The following is a 17,686-nucleotide window of genomic DNA, read 5'->3' as shown; positions in this document are numbered from 1 at the left end:
TTTTTAAGTATTAGGTTCATTTCTGTTTCTGTGGTTAAACATGGCATCGTCCCACAAGTTGCAAGCATGAAAGTATATATCAAATGGTTTGTCTTTATTAAGTCCGTAATGGCTTTGTGTTTTTACCTCTAGCCGATAGTTCATTTCATCGCCCCGCCATCTAAATTTTAGCTTGTTCCAAAACGAACCATACCATGACTGAGTTACTTTTACTTTGGCCGAAGAGCTGCCATATGCATTTATGGCAATAGCATGAGCCATAGCATATTTACCTCTCCCTTTACCAGCAGCAACTTTGGCTACTATTTCAAAGGTGTGGCACCCGGTAAGATTTTGTAGTATGGCATGCCAATTTCCATCAGCAGGCACTGTACCTGAGGCGTACCCTCCCACCCTAGCTTTTGAACGACTTGCCCCATAAACATCTAACCGCGCACGTGGAGCTAGTGTACCTACGCCTACAGCCCCACTTTGCTTAATGAAAAAAAGGTTTCTATCATCCTTACCAGTAATAGCCAAACCTTTAGCCCACTCTTTAGGGTTAATTGCTACGCACCAGCTAGAATGGCTGTCTTTGCTATCTTCGTAAATGCTCATAACTCGCTTAGACTTTCCTTGGGGTGATAACTGGAGGCCGTCTTCCGTGCTTTTGGCAAAGCCATCATCAATTTTGTTGATTGTGGAGTCTATGAGGTCAGAAAAATTTGCCTCATTGGGTTTGTTTCCGTTTTTGAAAAAATTCTTAAGCGATATCCTGTTATAAATGGGCATAATACATCATTTTAAATCATAAATCTACTTCTAGCATATAGAAATCATCATTGTCGTCATCCTCCATCTTCCAAGGTAAGGGCTCATCAATTTTGTTTGCAGCACTGGCTATTACAAAATCATCTTGTAAGCGCATACTTTCTATAGCGGCTTTTTCAGGGCTTTCATGAATACTTTTTTCTAACAGACTTATGTCATGCTTATCTACAGGAACCAATACACTCCATGGGGCACTGGTATACAAGCCCCCCGGGCTATTGATAGATTCTGTAAGGGTATATACCTGACGATCGTTATGGATGATAACAATGGAAAGGCGGGTGAGAAAACTGATGTACTCTCTTGATTCTAATAGATTGAGAACATCTTCATACCGAATATAGCCTCCAAAATAGACAGGGTTTGAGGCATTATAATACCATGGGCATATCATACGGAGAAGGTCTTCGTGTATTCGTTTAATATACTCTCCTCGTTTGTTATTATCAACCAAACGGATCTTACAGTTTATTTTTACCTGCTCATATACAGGGTTAGTTACTTTGATATTAGTAAACGAGGAACTGTGCCTTTCTAGGTAATGCTTGATGTCATGTAAGGTGTTGTAATCAATACAAGGGTGATGAAAAGCCTTTGCCCTATTTATGGCAGGTATGGTTACTAGTACCATTTCACCACCGCTAAGTCGTCCTCTGCTATCTTGTGGTGTTACACATTTTACTTTATCAATAATAGGAAAACGCTCTAATACAAGCCTTTCGTAGTCCCATGGGGTTACGGCCCTATTCTTATGTCTAAGGAGTTCACTTATCCGTGCATTGAACTTTTTTTTATTTTCTCTTACTCTACCTCCAAAAGATGCTTCGGGCTGAAATACTTCTTTTATGCCTGGTTCACTATTCATAAGTCGCTGAATGGTACCTGCGGGAGTTGGCTGCTGCCACTCTGCTGCGGGGCGGTGCGGCATCCATGTGGCCTCCACTGCTTGTGTGTATATGGCTTGTACATATGAAAGGTGGTCAGCATTTTCTTCTACACTAGCGGCAAGCCAATAGCTAGAACTGGGCAAAATAGTATTGTCATCGGTGATAGCTGAAGGCACTGCAAGGCGTATAATGCCTGAAGTAGAAAAGTTGTTGGTTCCGTCATAGAGGACTTCTTCTTCCTGAAAATTTAGCCATTCGTTGCTAACGAGGTATTGCCATTTTACAGTAGGGATTTCATCTCCAAAACTACTTGTAGCTCCTTGCTGAAGCTGAAAGTATAGGGAAATTACTTCAGGAGCTTGTACTTTCTGAAGCCCTATTAAAAGGTACCCTTCTGAGTTGAATTGTGGTAATAGGAAGGCATCTCTGGCGATGCTTTTTTCAAATGTTTTTCTTAAGCCAAATGGATGGAAATGATAAAATGCCTCTCGAGCAGCTCGGTTATTATTTCTGTTTTTTTCGTCCTGAAAATGTAAGCGCGATTTTGCTTCATATCGGAGTTGCAGCGATTTTAACTGTGGGGCCAAAGGCTGATTTGGTAATTTGAATGCTTCTTTACCTATGAATTTACTTTTTTCTAGCGCTTCTTGGGCAAAAAGGCTGGGGTACATTTCATGACCAAAGCCGAAGTCAGGTGCCACAAGTTCTAATTTTAAATAACCTAATCGCGTGCTGTTATCATAGTCTGGGAGCTCTTCCATGCTATAGTCAGGGTGTATTTGCAAACTATTTAAGTTGATACCTTCAAGTGTTTTATGAGCTGCCAAGCGTTTGCTTTCGGTTTCACCCTCTGGTGTTTTTAATGTATCAAAAAGGCTAAATACCTGTGTTTTTTGCTCAGTTTGAGGATAAAAACTATAGCCAGATAGCGCCTGTATGGATATTTTGAATGACTGATTGCTGATACTTTCTTTGTATTGTTTATAATACTCCTCTAAGCCTCCTCGTTGCCGAGGTAAATTTTTCCATTGTAAGTCAAATGCAAGTGAGGTGATTTCTTTTTTAAACAATTCATCATATCCTACTAATAGTGCAGCACCTAATGTAGGCTCTGTGCCAAATGGGTAGAAAGCAGTACTGGTGTCTAACTTGCCGAGGTCATTAAATACGCTCAGACCTTTTACTCCTTCCACTTTAACATAAATATCGCACCACTCCATTTCTAGATCGCGGAGGTAAGAATATGCGTACATAGCTTTTTCAGTGCTGAGTATAACCTCCATTATAGGCCAAGAGGAATCAAACCTGTTGAAGTCTTCATGATCTGGCGGTAGTGGAGTGATAGGAGAAGACTCTCTTTCTATTTCAAATGTGAGATGGATAATACCGTCAGTCCACTTGCCTTTTGGGGCTATTTTATAATTTTCTAGTGTATACCAGCCATCAGGTGTTGACAGCCGGATATTAAAGGCATAGGCCAGTATTTTTTGAAATGCGGCCTCTGCAGTAATGTTTTCTAATCGTGAGTAGTCTTCTAAGAAAGTAATCATAGGTGACATTGACCTAAGGCTTACTTTGAAATCCAATATGACCGTACGTTTGCCCTCTTTCATTAAAAGTACAGGAGAGGTTATGCCAAAACCTATGTCTGCCAACTGCATGTTTCTTTGATTGCTACTGAGCGAAATCTGATCTTCTCCAAAAGCAGGAAAAGGTACCTTTCCAATCCCTATTTCTGGTTTTTCGATATGTGCATGATAAATCCCGGATATAAGCTTATAAGTATTATCTACTCCTATGAGCTGATTTTTGGATACATAAGCCGTTTTTATATCGCTTATCTCAGTGGCAGTGACTTCCAAGTCAATATCTGTTTGGTACTGATATTCATAACCATCATTATCAATACCTGCGGCAAGTTGGGTGCCTTTTTGCAGTATCAAACTACTTATATGATCAGAAAGGGTAAAGTATATAAAAACACGATCAGGAGTAGCTGGAAGGAAGTCTTGCCTTAGTTTATCAAAAAAGTAGTAATTTAAGTGTTTTTCTGTGGTCTCATTGAGGTCTTTTTGTACATGCTCGTATAATTTGAGAAAGGTGAGTATGAGGGCATTATGTGGGGCATGCTGATTATGATGTAGTGATGCTTGTAAGTATTTTGGCGCACTGTCTACTACCAGAGTAACGGTTCGCAAGAAGTCTTTAAAGAGAAATGTAAGCTGTTTTACTGCAGCGGAAAGGTCATCTAGATGTTTATCCTGCGCTTTTTTGAGGTCTTCATGGGGTGTAGCCCATACTTTATCTAGTTTACTTAGCCTTATTTGCCAAGTCTGTAGTGCTTTTTCTCCAGTGGTATAATTTCCCACCAAGCGTACAAACGTTTTATATTTGATGGATAAACGATATGTTATTGAATTTCTGATCAGGTTGCCCAGTTCGCTATCTTCATCTACAGTACCGTACTCGTAGGCAGTTTTATACCATGCGTCTAGTAGTTCCACAAGTTTATATACTTCAAGAAGCATTTCTCTGAATAACTCTATGTCTTCATCATCATCTTCATTGTGATCCATTTCGTACTGGAGGGAACTGAATCTGCTATCAATTTTATCTACTTCAATGATCGCTATTCGAGATAGTAATACACTGACATCACCTTTCAGTAAGGCCTGCCAGCTCTGGGAATGATCTTTTGCAGAAAAGAAATTAATAAGGCCAGCATAGTTATACAAAAATGACAGTTGGTTAGCCAGCTGGCGTTCGTCAGGTTCTATATGAGTGCGGTTAAGAGCAATATCTAATCTGTCGGCTTGAGATGAGCCCGTAGAAAGCAATAGCGTGGTATGGTTTAGTTCATTATGCATAGCCTGCCTATAAGCCGGAAATATTGGTGCCTTCTTTTAGATAAAATGGGTAAACCATATTAGTACGAACATTAATTTTACGAATGATATATTCTAAATGGATGTTTAGAATACCTTCGGTAACGGTGGAGGTGTCTATTTTAATATCATCAAGTGTAATTCTGGGTTCAAAGTTTAGAATTGCCATGCTGATGGCATCTTTTATTCTATTGAGGGCGAGGCTATCAACATTGTCAAAAACACAAGCCATAAGATCGCATCCAAATGTAGGGTCCATAACATGTTCACCGGGCATAGTAGATAGTATAATGAACAAGCTCTGGTGAATGTCATCTTCTTCGCTTACCATAACGTTGCGCTTAAGAGTAAGGTCAAAGGCAGGAGGAAAAGCCCACCCTCTTCCTAAGAAAGATTTTTCTTGATCCATATTATCCTCCTATTACAACTGTTGGGCAGCCTAAAGTGATTTGTCCTCCATGGGCCGTGGTGTCGCCTTGGCGAGCAGCAGGTTGACCTCCAATGGTTACTGTTGTAGATCCTTTTACTATGCTATCAGGTGGGCCTACACATGTACACAAGTCACCCACTACAGATGCAGGTAAGCCTCCTATGAACACCGTGCTTTTGCCAGGCCCTATAATAGGACCACCTACATGTGGAATAGGCGGTATTGCTGGAGTTTGCATAGGACAAAGGTGCATGTCTGTGATTCTGGCGGCTAGTGGCATATTGGTTGAATTTTATGTAAAATCATGTATGTTTTATTCGCTAAGGATATTCGGTAATATTTTATGATTAGTTAATCATTACCATAGCTCCTTTTATTGTTGTTTTTGTTGAGGCCTTAAACGTGGCTAACCCGGCACTTTGGGCATTTAAATTTGTTTGAGCTTTCATGTTAATGTTATTGCCATTAAGTTTAGCATCACCTGTAGCTTCTATTTCAGCATTGGAGGTAGCCTTTACCTTAAACTTCCCCCCTGCTTTGATGGTCACATCTTTAGGGCTATCAAGCAAGATCCCATTATCTGAAAGTTCTACTTTATTGTTGTTTTGATCTTTCATAGTAATAGCTTTAGCATCATCACTGATGGTAATTATGTTGCCTCCAGGTGTTTCTAAAATTATCTCTTTCTTTTCTTCGTTGAAGGTGAGTTTCATCTCGCTTTTTGTCACTAGCCCTTTGATACTATTTTTATCATCGGGCGTATAGGCGGGCTGCTTCTTTTTTCCATAAAGTGTCCCCAGAATGACAGGAAATCTAGGGTCTTCATTAAGAAAACCTAGCACTACCTCATCGTTTATTTCTGGATAAAAATAGCCGCCTATACCTTCTGAAGCATAGAAGTTAGCCAGTCTTGCCCATACTCCAGTACCAGATTCCTCAATAACTGGCACATTAACTAATACCCTGAATTCGCCATCGGGGTCTTCATTAATCTGTTTTACCACTCCAATTTGAAGTCCTGATATACCAGGAAGAAGCCCCGATGCTGAAGGTGATGATATGTTGTGAGTATCGCAAAACCATTGATCATTGAGCCCAAAACCTATTCGGGTAGTCCATGATCCGCGTTCTAAGGTGTGTTCTATTTTGGAAACATATGCTTTTCCATTAAAACGGGCACCAAATCCATCTAAGGTTATAATATCACCTAAGGTAATAGTGGAGGTGCCTGGTACTTCTACATACCCTTTGAGCTTGGCTAGTCTGGATTTGAGAAGCCTAGCATTGGCCCAACTTTTTAATACGGAAGCGTCTTCGGGCACGGTGGTGCTCATGGTCCACTTGTCGAGCCCTAATACTGAAGCTAGTTTTTTACCGCTAAGGTCACTTTGGTCATTAACAGAAGGCTCGGTGGAATTTCCGCTTAATACTTTTTGTTGGCTGCCGTCCCAAGAAAAGCACTCTACTGAAGCCAACTGATAGCGCGCATCAAGGTCTGCCTGAAAATCGATTACTTCTTTACCATACGTGATGGTCTGGCTGGCCGAACCTGATAGTTGAGGTTCATTAATCACTAATTGTCCATTATCTTCTATAACTACAAATCCATTCATCTCTGCTCTTGAAAGAATAAAATCCCAGTCCGTACTATCAAATTGTACTAGTTTTTTATGGGTAAAGCTGGTGGCCGTAACCTTTTTATTGACACCAGTTTCTCCAATAATGCTATTGATGACTTCACTGTCTTTCATATCCTTGAAATTTCTCGATTTTTTGCCCACAGTGAGTTTTATGGCTTCGCCAGAGCACTTAATTGTAAGTAGTGACCTGACGCCACAAGATGAACTCCTCACTTTCAAGCATTGAGATAGGATTATACCTTGAAAGACTGTTTTTTCTAACGAGTGATAACCTAGGTTGATTTCTATGGCGTTACCAGGTACAAAATCTTTGGACTCGCTAATCTCAAAATTCTCTTCTGAGGGACTGCCATCTAGCAGTACGATTTCTGCAGAGTTAATACGGTTAATATCTTTTTCTACACGAATGCTTATTACTTGATAATAATCTTTGATGGCCTTACTTTCGGTCAGTATTTTAAAAGTAGGCAGGTCTATATCTTTATTCAGAAGTTGTTCGGCCATAGCTTAGTGGAGGAAAAACTATTCGTTGTCCTGGTGTTAATTGTGTTAAATTAATTATCTCATTATATTCAGCTACTTGAATATAATACTGGCTGTCGCCATAAATTTGATAGCAGAGCATGGGTAGGCTATCACCAGCGACTACTGTTCTCACATGGGTAAGGTCAGGAGAGCTCTTATTATTAAGTTTAGCCTGTGTTTCCGCATCTATGAATTCTTCAAATTCGGCATCTATCTTAGCCCTTACTGGAGTGCCGTCTGGTTTAAAAAGCAGATAATCTACTTGTAGTGATTTCATCACACATGAAAACGCCAATAGTGTACCCCACCTTACTTTTAAGTAATTTTTGCGGTGTATTTTCCCGTTTATTTCCATGCCCATTTTATATAGCTTGCTAACGCTTTCATGTACATTTTTACAGCCAGGAACAAAACCTGTACTGTCCAAATAAAACGAAAAAGTGAGTACGTCAAGCCCTTTACCATCTGTGCCTGGTACTACCTCACCATTGCTTAATACATTTTTTTTTACTTCACAGGGTTTAGGGCTATTGATATCATATTTTTCTGGGTTAAATTGTAAGGTGAACTCACTGTTTTTACTCGTGAAGTTTGGCTTTTCATAAGCTTCAATGACTAATTTTATCCGTTTGCCACTTTCTGCCATTTTTTATCTCATGGCTTGTTTAGTCATGTATTCTTTCACCCGATCAAGGCATTCACGAATGATCTCTTCTCTGAAAGCTTCTGTGTCTATTGCGGTTGTAGCATTGCTATTTTCCACTGCGGGTCTTTTTTCGTTTTGTGAGCTATCATCAAAACTCGCCTGTATGACCATTTCATTTATTTTTAGTGGCATAATTGTAATGTTTGAGGTTTGGCTTAGTTATTAGCTTTTATTATTTGAAAGCTCTTAAATTTAAAGGTGAGAGTTTCCACCACTATACCTGACTCCCCGCTGCCGGTAGAATTAAAGCCGCTTACTTCCATTTTTACCGGATAGGCCTTTTCAAAGTGCCAGGTAAATAAAGGGTTATCTTTATGGTTAAGTAGCTGCACATCTATGTCTTTTGGTTGCATGGGTTTAATGTAGTCATTACGGAAAAAATTCATACACCACTCTGTGAGCTTTGTTTGGGGCTGTAGCATACCCCGTTTTAAAACCAAGTCGGAATATTTAGTTCTTCCTGGTAGTTCTGTTTCCGATGCATTTTCTCCCCCTTCTTTTATGACTAGTCCGCTCTCCATCTCCATAGTAATTCCTGATACTTCTTTGAATTTGGAATCTACCGGACTGCTGATGCCACTAAATTTTACGGTAAAATAGAAATTTACCATCGGATAGAAAGGGTGCACGCTGGGCTGTCCCACATTAGTTGCGCTCATATCCTTAATGGTTTATTTGATAATACTAATTTTAGTACAAGTGCACACCATTACGGTGTGGTCACTTGTAATCCTTCATGAGCGAGTACGAGCGTTTCTATGGCAGCGTCACTGCTTTTGGCATCTAGGTCTGTGGCTTGTACCTGTTTAGGGAAAGCATTGGTAAGGGTCCAGGTTACCTCTGTTTCGTGCTTTTCATTGAGTAACATAATGGTTACCGTGCGCCTTTGAATAGTGTTGAGCTTTATCTCGTTGAACCAGTTAAAAAGTTTAATGTCACCAGTAAATAAGCCTTTTTTTAAAGTTACATCACTAGCTTTACGTAGTCCGGGCATTTTTATGGTGCTGAAGTCTTGGCTATCACCATGACGATATTCCGAAACGTCAACTTCTGTTTCTAGTCCAGATACTTCTTGAAAGGATGCCTGAATGCCTCCATCCACTTCTACTTTGAAATGGAACTTGGGTAATGGCCATATATTGTCTTGAGCTTCTCCTGCCATTGTTAATAGGTTTAAAGGTTAATGATTTCTTGATAATGGTTATGATTTTTGCATTTGTTGTTGGATGGTAATTACAATGAATTCTGCAGGCCTTACTACTGCTAGTTTAACCGTAATGCGCATAATACCATCGAGCACATCGGTAGGTGTCATGGTTGCTCCTAGGCCTACCTCTACTTCAAAAGCGTCTTCAGGTGATGCTCCAGCTAGGGCCCCTCTTTTCCATTGGTCGGCCAAAAAATTGGTAATCATACCCTTTACTGTTACCCAAGTGTTTACGATGTTAGGCTTGAATACATAAGCCTCCGTGGCCGATTTAAGAGATTGTTCAATCATAATAACTGTTCGCCTTACCGAAAGGTACCTCCAGTCTTGACTGTTGCCATCAAGTGTACGCGCGCCCCAGATTAATACTCCTTTGCCAGGAAATGAGCGAATAGCATTTACAGCTTTTCCGTTAAGTGGCATATTAAGGTCTTCTTGATTGACGTGTGTGATGTTTACTGCTGGTTGAACTACAGAGCCTACAGAGATATTAGCGGGAGATTGAAAAACACCAATCGAATAATCTACCATGCAGATAGCTCCTGCTACTCCTGCACTGGCGGGTAAAAGGTTGGTTTGATTTCTAACCTCTTCCATTATTGATTTATAAAGTGGGCTTATTGCACTTAAGGTCTGGTGTAGCGATACGATGTCGCTCTCAGGTTGTGCTAGTTTATCAATTTCTGCGTTGATAAGGTCGCCACGTTTTTGTTCTATTAGCTTATTAGTAACGGAAAGTGCTACTTCTTCTTTTAGTAATGTCGCTAGTGCATCGGCATTACTTATGTTTTTAAAATTGATATCATCGGCTGGTACAATGGTGGTTTGCAGCCATGGATAATAAGCAGCTCCCCATTGTAGGTGGTTAATACCTATACTATTTCTAAATTTAGTAATGATATCATCGTCAGCCATGGTTCGCTTCTGATTACCATTATAAATATCTAGTATAGCCACTCTACTTCTCATGTCAAAGCCACAATGTTTTAGCATTTGCTGTTGTACAGTTGCACAGTCAGCTTCTTCTAGTAACATAGCATCAGGGATTACTAACATAGTGGGTTCAGGTTCCTTTAGTAAGGTGTTGATGCCTTTTTCTTCGTCAGTAAAATCACCGGCTTTTACTCCAGCGCTATAATCGCCAACTGATACAATGTAACAGTTGGAGCCACCATTGGCAAAGAAAAGCCTCATGCTGTGGTATAAATTATACTTAGTAGGCTTATCAACTGCCAGAGTGAATTTCACCTTCTCGTCTGCCGCTATGGCATAGGTTACCTTAGGGCCTTCTCCAAAATATTGGTGAAACTCGCCCAGAGAAGATATTCTGGTAGGTACATTAATCAATGACTTGGTGCCTCTTAAGGCTTTGGCGGTATACCCTATAAATGCGGGTATTGCCGTTGCTACCGCCACTGCGGAGCTTGGGAAGGCGCTTTTTTCTTCGATATATACGCCTGGGGTTGCTAATACTTGTGCCATAATGCTATGAGTCTAGAAATATATATACATGTCGGAATGTGCCGTATAGACTTCATCCACCTTTTTTATTTTTACCTTCTGTATATCGGGTACGGGCAGTGCTATTCTCTTTCGCTCTTTCCGGTCTATGCCTTCCTTTTGCATTTCTAGCTCTAGGTAGTGCTCATAGTGCTGCTTTAGTTTTATAGGTTCTGTTACTTGTATGAGGTAGGCCTGATCTCCATTAACCAGCGTAGTCTCTTCTACTTCCATTGTAGCTACTTCCTTTTTGCCCTCATAAAGCTTAAACCCTGAATAGGAGTTTGTATCTCGGTTTACTAAATGATAACGCCACTGGGTATCGCGTGAACTCATGGTTACACTATAGGTTGATCCCATAATTTTATCTAATGAGTATGCTGCCTCTGCAGGGTCAATAACAATATCTATCATACCTACAACCTGCGATAAGCTGTATGGATAATAATAGTAAGCTTCTGTGTGTTCTGCCTGAGTAACTTTCAAATACGAGGACTCCAATAACTGTTCGTGATTCAGTTTTTCAGTGCAATTGTCTTTAATTCCTTCATATAATGTTTGCCCATATAGGTCCTTTACTTCAATGGATCTGACCCTATCATCATCTTTCCATAAATGGTAAGGATGTGAAAATACTATTACCTGATCTTTTGAAGACAAAACAGCATCATGATGCAACGCATTTGGATTTTCATTATTACTAATGGTATTAGATAGCCAATACCATGGGGTGCTAATAGTGGTGTATTGTTGTAGAAAACGATCTTTACAAGAAACAACAAAAGACAGTTTTAGTGGCTTGTGCATATTTCTTAATAACGAAGGTCTGTCTAAGTCTTCTTTAAAGTGAATTTTAACTCCATTGTCTATATTTTTTACTAAAAGGCCGTAAGATTTGAAGGTTTTTTCACATTGAGGGCACACATTAACCTTAAACCCGGAATATTTACCCGAAGTATAATAATCATGGAAAAACTCAATGGTAAAAAGACAACGGTAATTCAACTTATTATATGGTTTAGGTATTAAAAGTATCTATTACACTTACAAAATAATATTTTAAATTGAATTATAAAATAAATTATACCTAGTTTTAAATCAATTATCTTGATTTTATTTATAAATAATTGAATATCAATAAGTTTAATTAATTTATTTGAAGTCCTTCTATTGAAGGAATTTCATCATTAATATTTTGTTGGTCAAACGTGAGCATTTTCATCTTATAAACTACTGATGGTACATACTTAGCTCCCATCATTGAAAACATATTCATGAGCTCTTGTGGTGTATAAGAAATCATATCAAAATATATCTTTTCTACATTAGAGGTGAGGCCAGGTGTATTTTCTATGGTGAAAAGCGGCTTGGATTGAAAGAAATATATAACACCAGAAATGAACCTTAGTGCTTCTACATAATTTTTAGGGTTAAAATATGCAGATATCATCAGAAACAAGTTGATGCTTACAGGTGGAGCATATTCTGCATATCCACTTTCATAAGCTTTGTAATTGATATTAGATTTTAGCGTGGGCTCTTCTGCAATGTTAATAAGAGATATCACTACCTTATTATTTCCCTCAATGGCTACCGTGCCATCTTGGTCAATGATGTTGGAGAGTATAACTTTATCTTCAATAGCGTTGAACCTGTTTTTGAGGTAATTGTTGAGTTCTCCGGCAACAACTGGTAGTATGTTATGAATCATATAGTTTTTGTTTCAGGTTGCTAATACTATTAATTGTTTTACTGCCCATACCACCAATCGAGTGATATAAACACCCAGAAACCCTATGAAGGCGCCTATTATTAGTAGATCCATTTCTAACACTTTTTCGTCTTTGGACATATGCCCGCTATAAGGTTCCACACTGGCTAGGTATAGAAAAATAACCGCCACAGGTATGGCTATGACCAATGCTATGAATAAAAATAATACTTCTCTGGCGATGATATTTTTCATGCTATTATGGCATTTTCTTTCTATGGGCTACATATTTCATGGTAATGATGTATACTATCACTGCCCCTATTACTAAGCCTAGCATTAGGGGGAAAATATATTGTTGGCTATCGCCAATTAAAATAGCAGCGATAAGGGCTAGCACAATCATAACTCCTGAAAATAGTACTCGGTAAATATAGTTTCTAAAGAATACCTCTCTCACTCTCCAATCGAACAGTGAAACCGCCAAGCCAATGACAAAGAAGGATACCAATAACATTACTGCAACACCTATTACTCGTCTGTGGCTAGCTAGCGCAGCCATGATAGAATATAACTGACCATTATCATAACCTATTGGTTTAACTTCTTCAAGCGGGTTTTTTCCAAAATTACTGGCAATGGCATTCCATATTTGAGGTTGTACACCATCATAACCCAGTGCCCATAGAGCCACGCCTTTCATGTTATGTTCACGTACCCATTGACATTTAGTACTAAGAGTTTGCTGATTTTCAAACCATACTAGCTTGGTAGTTTTATCTCGTTGTGCTACCATGAAAAAACAACTAGCACTTATTGGGTCGTAATTCGGTTCATAATTGACGCTATAGTCTGCTATAATGTCATTAAAGGTTATATAACGTTCAAAAGTAGTACGAGCATTCCAGCTGTTGCCTTGCAAGGTCCATTCTGTACCATAAGCCGGTAAGCCTAGTATTGTTTTCTCTGGTATTAATCCTTGACGTAGGCTATAATCAAATGTATTGGAGATGCTGGGGCAGTCTGAATTGATGGTGCGTAGAGGAGCCACGGGGGCCGGTATGCCGTTGCATGCAGTCATGCTATAGTCATAACCTTGGAGAATAAAATAATTTATAAATGGGTCTAAGGCCTTAAAATCAATAGCATTAGCAGTATTATATGCAGGTACCTGCAAGGTAATGATCTTGTTAGGTCCCAGTTCAGTCCTTAATTTCTTTACAAAGGTTGTGTACGCATTTTTAGATGCTGTGGGGATCTGTTCAAAATCTAGGTCTATACCTTGTGCATTTCTTTCTGCAAGTAGCACTTGTAAGCTGTCAATTAATTGATTCCACGAGTTAGTATTCGATAGAAATTGTTGGTTATTATTTTTTCCGTAGTTGGTAATAGTGAGTAGTATGTTTACTCCATTATGGTGCGCGGTGTCTATCATTGGGGTGGTGCGCCATTTGTATATAGCATCAGCATCAATGTAGCTGCCCGTGGCAGGGTCTATGTCATAGGAGAAAAATGAAATAGTACTGAGTAATCCATAATGGTAGTGTTGATATTCGTGCTCCATCCAGTAAGGATGCCAACCCATCACGATTTGACCTTTGGCAAGGCTATTTATTTTATTATGTCGGTTATAATACGTATTGGTCGTAGAGTCCCACACAATGTGTTGCAAATCTTTCGTGTTTTTAAAAAATACTTTGTGGTGCGCCCCGTGCAACGATCTAAAAAGATAGGCATAATCGTTTATGACACCGCCTTGGGGTTCGTAACGTGGTTTGTCCCATATAATGGTGTCTGAGAGACTTTCTTCTACGCTGACTTCTTTTTTATCGGTACTTAACAGAGTGCCTATTCTTTGGAAGTCGCGCTGAAAGTGCTGCATATTACGCTCAGCATTACGTTCATAGTTCATCCACTGGCGCTCTTTTTGGAGTAGGTTATTTTGCCCAAGCGCAAGGTTTACGCAAAGAACAAGAGAGCTTAATAGTAAGTACTTCAGTGATTCAGGCATGGTGATATGGTCATTTTATCATATGTGGACTGCGGAACTAATTTTTCATTGGTCTTTACAAAGTAAAAAGCCATTACCTTAAAGTAGATATACTCTCCTGCTGCTTCCCTGGGATTAATAACGGATAGTTTATAACTTCCTTTTTTTCCTTTGATTATACCAAAATCGGTACTCTTTAGAGTTTTATTTAGCCCAGGGCCCTTTAATGCTATGGATGTTACCCTTTCTGTGACAGGGAAAAAAGTAAAGCCTGAAGAGTAATAGGCCAATAATGGGTCTCCTAAGGGTTGCTGTGTTTTTAGGTCAATTAAGCTGTTAATTGTACTTGAGTAGTTTTTACCTGTGCCTACAAGATATGCCCAATAACAGGGCACGGAGTCTTGTTCAAATGTGAAGTGTATATCTTGCTGAGATTCTTGTAGTAGGTTTTTTCCTGCTCCGAGGTACGTGGTTCCCTCGTAGACTATGAAGGGGACTGTATCGTAGACGGCCACCGCAACCATCTTCTCTTTGGGCTTAAGCTTTTTAATTTGTTTAACATGTGTAGTGGTTTTCACCTGTTGGAGTACAAAGGTAATTTGATTGGGTTGTATACTTCTGTTTCTAAATTTAAAGGTGTAAGTACCATCACCTGCCGTAGTAGATAATCTGGCATTAGCAATGGTATTTTTCCATGCCATCTTATGCTGCTTCTTATCAGGGCTGGTTATGGTGTACTTCATTTTTATATCCTTTTCTTTAGTTATACTATAGAGAAGTGTATCTACTGCTTGGGCATTTAGCTTAAATTTTTTATGTGTGAAAGGCCACACTTTTAATGGCACATTTACTAATTCAGTAGTATCCGTAATGGCTATTAAAGTATCTACCATGACATAATTAAGGCTATCAGTGCTGCCTTGCGCTAAAGCTCCAGAAAAGAGCAGAGAAAAAAAGACCGCATGCAAATACCTCTTCATAGGCTACTCTTGATATGCGCTTTTAATTTCGTATTCCCTTCTTAATTTCTTCTTCTCTTGCTCTACCCATATCCTTAGTTGCTCTTTTATCAGTTCTTCTTGAGCCTCTTCTATGAGCCTTAAAGCTTTCTTATTACTTACTACTTGTTGATCTACCTTTTCTTGCTCCATGCTGGCAAGAACGGTCAGTTGGTGATTAAGCTTTTGGTTTCTTAGGTTAATAGTAGCTATTTCATCCATCTCGTATTCATACTCTAGTATTTTGAGTATATGATCATACGGACCATAAGGAGATAGTAATTTGGTAAGTATAGGAGCTATTTCTATACATACTAGCAAGAGTACAATGGCCAGCGAAGGTCCGGGCGGTAACTCATGCAGCAAGTTTAGCCGAGTCATAAGGCCCGATGCAAACGATGCCTCGAGCTTAACTTTATAGCTTTTTTTCTCTTCGTTTAGGGCGGAAATAGTAGCTTTCTGTTCAGCTATTTCTGCATCATTCTCTCTTTTTACTGCCAAATATTCTTCACTAGCTTTCTTATACTTTTGCTCTTTTCTTCTGCACTCAGAGCCTATACCTTTTTCACCGGTACCACAGCTACCCTCGCACTCGCATTTATATTCTTCATAGTATTTTTCCCTTATATTAAAACTGGCCGCAGTAGCCATTTTTAACTTTTCTATTGTCTTTTGATGGTTAGCAGTCTTTTGCTCGTATAGGCTGTCTATACCTTCTAGTTTTTTAACGCCAGTATAGTGCAGTCTTTCGTTAATTTCTTGTTCAAAAATTTTTAATTCTAAAGGTTTAGAAATAACAACCGCCAGAAAAACGGCAAGAAAGAGCCTTGGTGTTACTTGTTTCCATTGGTCTAGTTTATGATCATTTTTCTTTACAGTAGAAACAATAAACCTGTCGAGGTTGAATATGAGTATTCCCCAAAAGGCTCCTAAGAGAAGAGCTGTTGCTACATTGTTGAATACGGTATAAATGGCATATCCCCCCGAAAGTGCTGCGAGCATACCGGTAAAAAAGACTGTGGCTCCTACCCCTGCATACTTATGACGTTCAGATGAAGGGCATTTTTTTAAAATTTGCCGGTTGGCTGCTGCACAAAAGAGAAAAAAGTCCATTACTGGAGCTATATGCTCCACGTATTCACTTTCTTTTTTGTGTATAGTCATAAATAGACCTTATGGCATCAAGCGCCTGCTGCACACCATTTTCTTTCGAATATAATTTCTTTAGTTTGGCAAAAACTTTTCTGTTTGCCTCATTCAAATTAAAATTATCGATAGAATTATCAAAGACAAACTTTCTAATTTCGTGGGTTAGCTGTGCATATTTTTGTAACTGCTTTTTACGAATATTATTAAGCTGTTGATTATAAGTGTTTTGGTCGTTAAATGGCTGGCTAACCTTATTTTTGCTGTTTTCTGTATAGTTAGGTGTTATGACATCTATGGGCTTGATTTGTATAAATTGGTCTTTAAATATAGCAATAGGAAATACTAATAAGTGTATCCTACGTATTACCAACCTGCCCATGGCTTTAGCCCTTATTTCAATGTCCATATTTGATTTCGGTAGAAAATTGTGACTTCCTGTGGCTGACCTTATTCCAAAGGGATGAATGTAAACCTCTTTTAAGTTTGGCACTAGCCAGGTTAATTTCACTTTAGCGCCTTTGGCTACTCCATAAGCATGGGGGTAGTTGCTTTCGCTTGTCAGGTTATAGTATTCTTCGGTGGCACGGCCTGCAAAGCTTAAATCATAACTTATCTCAACAGACGTAAGCACTTTGAGTGCAGCAGTTTTTACTTTCGTTTGGTTAGAGTTATAAGCACCGATTTTGAAAATGGTGTCTTTATTTGGTTTTAATTTTTGTTTACCGATGGCGTCTACTTCACCAAGGCCTTCTATCAATACTTTATGAGCATTAGCTACTTTCCATGTTAATACCACCTCGTCTCCTTCCAGCATTACATCTTCTTGAAGAGTGAGCTGTACATCTAAATCTTCTGGTTGAAACATCCAAAGAGTAGAAGAATTTTGAGTAGCGAAAAATAACCTGATATGTTCAGGAATTAGCTCCGCAGGTAATAACTCCATTTTGTTGTTTTCCTGATTTGCTATGGCTTTCTGATAGTCCATAATGATGTATGAAGAACTAACTTCACTGGAGAAGTAAAGCTCGCAGCCTTTATTTTTCGCTACCATGAAACGGTTAAATAGAAACACATGATCAAGCAAGTGATTCTCTGTTTCGGATGGTAAAATAAGACTAACGGCCACGCCTCGAGCTAATATTTCCATGATAGCGTTAATTAGATGCTCATCAGGGAAATGATTGAGTAGCATCTTCATATCATATTTTATATCTGATAGCAGTGATATGAATAATGAATTCATAGGCG

General features: G+C 39.0%; 17 protein-coding genes. All 17 read right to left on the bottom strand.

Features of this window, described 5'->3' with window-relative positions:
- Positions 1-3: 3 nt before the first annotated feature.
- Positions 4-771, bottom strand: a complete 768-nt coding sequence (locus ACXACQ_RS17405; RefSeq protein WP_474977244.1) for an adhesin — start codon at positions 769-771, stop codon at positions 4-6.
- Positions 772-787: 16 nt separating this feature from the next.
- On the bottom strand, positions 788-4,564 hold the full coding sequence (locus ACXACQ_RS17400) for a hypothetical protein (RefSeq protein ID WP_474977243.1): 3,777 nt from the start codon (positions 4,562-4,564) through the stop codon (positions 788-790).
- A gap of 7 nt (positions 4,565-4,571) precedes the next feature.
- Positions 4,572-4,991 carry a GPW/gp25 family protein gene (locus ACXACQ_RS17395; protein WP_474977242.1) on the bottom strand — a complete coding sequence of 140 codons (420 nt, stop codon included), beginning with the start codon at positions 4,989-4,991 and terminating at the stop codon, positions 4,572-4,574.
- 1 nt (position 4,992) lies between these two features.
- Positions 4,993-5,292 (bottom strand): PAAR domain-containing protein, encoded by a 300-nt coding sequence (locus ACXACQ_RS17390; protein WP_474977241.1) that lies wholly within the window; start codon positions 5,290-5,292, stop codon positions 4,993-4,995.
- Between the two features lie 67 nt (positions 5,293-5,359).
- Entirely contained in the window at positions 5,360-7,156 is a 1,797-nt protein-coding gene (gene vgrG / locus ACXACQ_RS17385; RefSeq protein ID WP_474977240.1) for a type VI secretion system tip protein VgrG, read from the bottom strand.
- Complete coding sequence (locus tag ACXACQ_RS17380; RefSeq protein ID WP_474977239.1) at positions 7,134-7,823, bottom strand: CIS tube protein; 690 nt, start codon at positions 7,821-7,823, stop codon at positions 7,134-7,136. The genes vgrG and ACXACQ_RS17380 overlap by 23 nt, the downstream gene beginning before the upstream one ends.
- Before the next feature lie 3 nt (positions 7,824-7,826).
- Positions 7,827-8,015, bottom strand: a complete 189-nt coding sequence (locus ACXACQ_RS17375) for a DUF5908 family protein (protein ID WP_474977238.1) — start codon at positions 8,013-8,015, stop codon at positions 7,827-7,829.
- 23 nt (positions 8,016-8,038) lie between these two features.
- Positions 8,039-8,542: a phage tail protein gene (locus ACXACQ_RS17370; protein WP_474977237.1), complete on the bottom strand. Its 504-nt coding sequence runs from the start codon at positions 8,540-8,542 to the stop codon at positions 8,039-8,041.
- A gap of 50 nt (positions 8,543-8,592) precedes the next feature.
- Positions 8,593-9,045, bottom strand: a complete 453-nt coding sequence (locus tag ACXACQ_RS17365) for a phage tail protein (protein ID WP_474977236.1) — start codon at positions 9,043-9,045, stop codon at positions 8,593-8,595.
- Positions 9,046-9,084: 39 nt separating this feature from the next.
- Positions 9,085-10,572 carry a phage tail sheath family protein gene (locus ACXACQ_RS17360; RefSeq protein ID WP_474977235.1) on the bottom strand — a complete coding sequence of 496 codons (1,488 nt, stop codon included), beginning with the start codon at positions 10,570-10,572 and terminating at the stop codon, positions 9,085-9,087.
- A gap of 12 nt (positions 10,573-10,584) precedes the next feature.
- Complete coding sequence (locus tag ACXACQ_RS17355; protein WP_474977234.1) at positions 10,585-11,595, bottom strand: hypothetical protein; 1,011 nt, start codon at positions 11,593-11,595, stop codon at positions 10,585-10,587.
- 142 nt (positions 11,596-11,737) lie between these two features.
- Positions 11,738-12,301 carry a Pvc16 family protein gene (locus tag ACXACQ_RS17350; RefSeq protein ID WP_474977233.1) on the bottom strand — a complete coding sequence of 188 codons (564 nt, stop codon included), beginning with the start codon at positions 12,299-12,301 and terminating at the stop codon, positions 11,738-11,740.
- Positions 12,302-12,313: 12 nt separating this feature from the next.
- Positions 12,314-12,556, bottom strand: a complete 243-nt coding sequence (locus tag ACXACQ_RS17345; protein WP_474977232.1) for a hypothetical protein — start codon at positions 12,554-12,556, stop codon at positions 12,314-12,316.
- 4 nt (positions 12,557-12,560) lie between these two features.
- Entirely contained in the window at positions 12,561-14,312 is a 1,752-nt protein-coding gene (locus ACXACQ_RS17340; RefSeq protein ID WP_474977231.1) for a glycosyl hydrolase family 18 protein, read from the bottom strand.
- On the bottom strand, positions 14,297-15,271 hold the full coding sequence (locus tag ACXACQ_RS17335) for a hypothetical protein (RefSeq protein ID WP_474977230.1): 975 nt from the start codon (positions 15,269-15,271) through the stop codon (positions 14,297-14,299). The genes ACXACQ_RS17340 and ACXACQ_RS17335 overlap by 16 nt, the downstream gene beginning before the upstream one ends.
- A 3-nt stretch (positions 15,272-15,274) precedes the next feature.
- Positions 15,275-16,453 (bottom strand): DUF4407 domain-containing protein, encoded by a 1,179-nt coding sequence (locus ACXACQ_RS17330; protein ID WP_474977229.1) that lies wholly within the window; start codon positions 16,451-16,453, stop codon positions 15,275-15,277.
- Positions 16,428-17,681 carry a hypothetical protein gene (locus tag ACXACQ_RS17325; protein ID WP_474977228.1) on the bottom strand — a complete coding sequence of 418 codons (1,254 nt, stop codon included), beginning with the start codon at positions 17,679-17,681 and terminating at the stop codon, positions 16,428-16,430. Before ACXACQ_RS17325 ends, ACXACQ_RS17330 begins: the two co-directional genes overlap by 26 nt.
- Positions 17,682-17,686 lie beyond the last annotated feature (5 nt).

The organism is Fulvivirga sp. AWR4_260 (genome assembly GCF_056158185.1).
The sequence above is the reverse complement of the archived record's forward strand: the minus strand, read 5'-3'. Positions and strand labels throughout refer to the sequence as shown.